Here is a 3418-nt window from a genome sequence, read left to right on the forward strand (position 1 = left end):
ATTATATGGACAGCATGCCGACGGTGGCGTTTTGCCCTATGCTGGCTGTCATAACCCGCAAAATCGCCGAGGCGCAGATGTTCAAACTGAGAAGCGCCGACAGTGGCGCGACCATTCTTGTGACAGATATAGACGGCAACGCAGTCGACCCGATCTGCAGTTTTGTCGGCTATCTGGGGGCGAAGGCGTACTCGCCTAACACCGCCCTCGCCTATGCACGCGACCTCATTCATCTCTGGACCTTTCTCTCAACCCAAGGAATTCACTGGACCTCCTTCTCCCCCGAACTCTCGGCCGCATTCCTCGAGTACCTCCGGTCGGTACAAGCCAACCGCAAGCGCCGGGATACTTCGATCAGACTTGTGGTGAGCGATGGGGCTGCGGTTCGGCAGGGTCTTTCAGCCGCCACGATCAATCGCATCCTCGTGGCGGTCGACGCCTTCTACCGCTGGGCGATATTCACAGGAGCATTCAGCGGGCTAAACCCCATAGTCAGAAGGCAGGATCGGACTTCCTGGCGGGTGAGCGACCGACACAAACCTTTTCTGGCAGGTATTTCGCGGCATATGCCTGAGATCAGAGAATTGCGCCTGAAAACGGTGCAACGGCTCCCCCGACCGATGAGCCAATATCAGGTTGAAAGCTTACTGGCCGCCACCCGCAATCTCCGCGACCGCAGCCTGATCTTGCTCATGTTGAATGGTGGCCTACGCCCAGGGGAGGTCCTTGGATTGCAGCTGAAAGACATATGCTACGGGCGTCGTCGCATCTTCGTCCGCTGCTGCGACGATCATCCAAAGGGCGCAAGATCGAAGTCCCGCGTCGAGCGCATAGTCGATTTGCACGATGGCGAGACCCTGGAAACACTGAACACGTACGTCATGCATGAACGGCCTCACGATGCCGAAGCGCTGTTCGTTTTCCTCGTAGGCGGGGGAGGCGCAAATCGTAAGGATCCGTTGTCCTATTCTGCGCTGGCCCGTCTATTTGCCCGTGCTTGCGACCGCGCCGGGATCCGAGAACAGTGGATGACCCCCCATGCACTCCGCCACACCCACGCGACCCGCATGTGGGAGGCGGGGATGCGAGAGCTGACCCTGCAGAAGCGCTTGGGCCATGCATCCCCGGAATCGACGAGGATTTATACTAGGGTCTCCGATGCCGTGGTCGTGACAGAATACCGGCGGGCCCTCGGTCTTGATCGCCCGGCGCGGGGTGAAGGGGGAGATCAGCCGTGAAGCAGACCTCTCCTATAACCGAGACCGGTCATCCCCGCCCCTTCAAACATGCGGACGAAGCGGACTATGCGGCCTTTCTGGCGTGCATTCCGATGGACGACAGTTTTCGGCGCCAACGGCTGCTTTACCGATCTAGGTTTGTCGACAGCTGGCCGGATATCAACGACTGGTTCTCCGCCCCCCTGCCGATCAGGATTGGCCGCCTGAGCGGCGACACGCAGGCACACCCGACTTATCCGGTCAGTTTTCGGGCGCGCAGTTACCTGTACTACGCCGCCATGACTGACTGCATCCGGCTGGACTACGACTTTCTGTTTGCCGTCGGGAACATGCGCGTTGCTGAGACGATGGCACCCCTAGGCGCCTACACTGGTTTGGACCGGTTGGTCGCGGAAAGCGAGCGGATTGGCTATTCCGCAGCCAGCATGCGGGCGTCGCTTCACGTCATCCTGCCCCGGCTCGCCATGCACACCGGCATCCGATCCTTCGATGATCTCCGACAGCGCCACCTTGACGAGATGATGGCCGGTATCGAAGCATTCGCAGAGCGCAGTGACACTCACCTGTTCAGAAAGGAAGAGGAAGACTTCCCGAACGGCTTTCTGCGAGGTTGGCACAACCAGACCCGGCGATTGCAGCTTCTCCTCTTCCACAACGGAAATGATGTTGTCCGCCCACAGATCATACAGGACAAGCGCAAACCGATCCCATCGCCGCGGCCTGATCTCCAGGACTGGGCGGATCGCTGGGTTGCGAAAAGGCAGCTGACCTTGGCGCGCCCGACGGTCAACCACTTAGCCGTGTCGATGCGCCACTTCATCGGTTACCTCGCGGGCTTGCAACCCAAGGTTCAGAACTTTGCGGACATCACGCCCGACCTATTCAACGATTACCTGCGCCACTTGCAGCACGACATCGCGCCTCGAACCGGCGCGCCACTGTCCATTACTGCCCGGCGCGCACGAGCAGGTGCCGTTGCCAGATTTCTCGCGGACGGTGCGGCTTTGGATTGGCCGAACTTCCCCACACGCCCGCTCCTCGACCCAAGTGACCTCCCGAGGCTGGCGCACCGCGTTCCGAGGTTCATACCTGACGATGAGCTTTCACGTCTGATGGAGCATCTTCCGAAGATCGGCTGTGCATTCCAGCGTGCAGCACTTCTGGTTGCCCGCTGGTCAGGGGCTAGAAGGGGAGAGATCGTCCGGCTCCGCATCGACTGTCTGGATCGCTATCCCGACGGGACCCATCGCCTGCGAATTCCTGCAGGAAAGACGATGCGGGAGCGCCTTGTTCCGCTCCACGATGACGCTGCCACGGCATTGAGCCAGGTGATCGCTAGCCGTTTGGAAGCCAACGACCGACCGATCCGAGACGATAGGACTGCCGAAATTGTCCGATATGTCTTCTATCGGCGCGGCGGGCGGATTTCGCCAGACTATTTGATGCAGGCTCCACTGAACCAGCTCTGCACGCTGGCCGGGCTTGTCGATCATGACGGCAAACCCACTGTCAGCACTCACCGGTTTCGACATACGGTAGGCACGCAACTGGCCGAGCGCGGGGCAAAACTGCACACGATCATGAGCGTTCTCGGTCATCAGACCCCTCATATGTCGATGGTCTACGCCAGGATCAGCGACACCGAAGTGCTGCGCGATTACCGCAACGTCCTGGGGCCCGGCGAAACGATTGCCGGCCCGGGTGCAGAGGCGATCCGCGCAGGCAAGCTGTCGTGCGCGGCGATCGATTGGCTGAAATCGAACTTCATCAAAACTGAGCTCGAACTTGGCCATTGTCTTCGCCTGCCCTCAGAGGGGCCTTGCGAATGCGACCTGTATCTCAGCTGCGCAAAATTTGTGACCAGTAAGGCCTATGCTGGTCGGCTTCGAGACCGGAGAAAACTCGAAGTAGCGCTTGCAGCCGATGCAATAGAACGGGGGTGGTCGCGAGAAGTCGAACGGCACAACGGCATCGCGAACCGCATCGAAAGGCTCCTGGTCGACCTGGAAGAACCAATTGAAGAATGAACTCTGCGGCGGCCCAGCGATAGACCACAGGGACCTCCCCGCCGTCCGCACCGCCAGCGCTTTGATCCGCGCAGTGCGGACGGCGGGGCCCCTCCTATGGACTATCGCTACCCTACGCGCCAAGAAAACGCTTGCCAGTCCAGATAACATCTA

General features: G+C 59.9%; 2 protein-coding genes. Both read left to right on the forward strand.

Translation table 11 applies throughout. The features are described 5' to 3' along the window. Positions 1–1238: tyrosine-type recombinase/integrase (locus tag GL284_RS21080; protein WP_341870527.1), on the forward strand; the 1238-nt coding region annotated here is incomplete at its 5' end. Next, complete coding sequence (locus GL284_RS21935; RefSeq protein ID WP_155046368.1) at positions 1235–3265, forward strand: tyrosine-type recombinase/integrase; 2031 nt, start codon at positions 1235–1237, stop codon at positions 3263–3265. The genes GL284_RS21080 and GL284_RS21935, both read left to right, overlap by 4 nt. The last annotated feature ends 153 nt before the right edge of the window (positions 3266–3418 follow it).

It is taken from the genome of Paracoccus shanxieyensis, assembly GCF_009711265.1.
Lineage (GTDB): Bacteria > Pseudomonadota > Alphaproteobacteria > Rhodobacterales > Rhodobacteraceae > Paracoccus > Paracoccus shanxieyensis.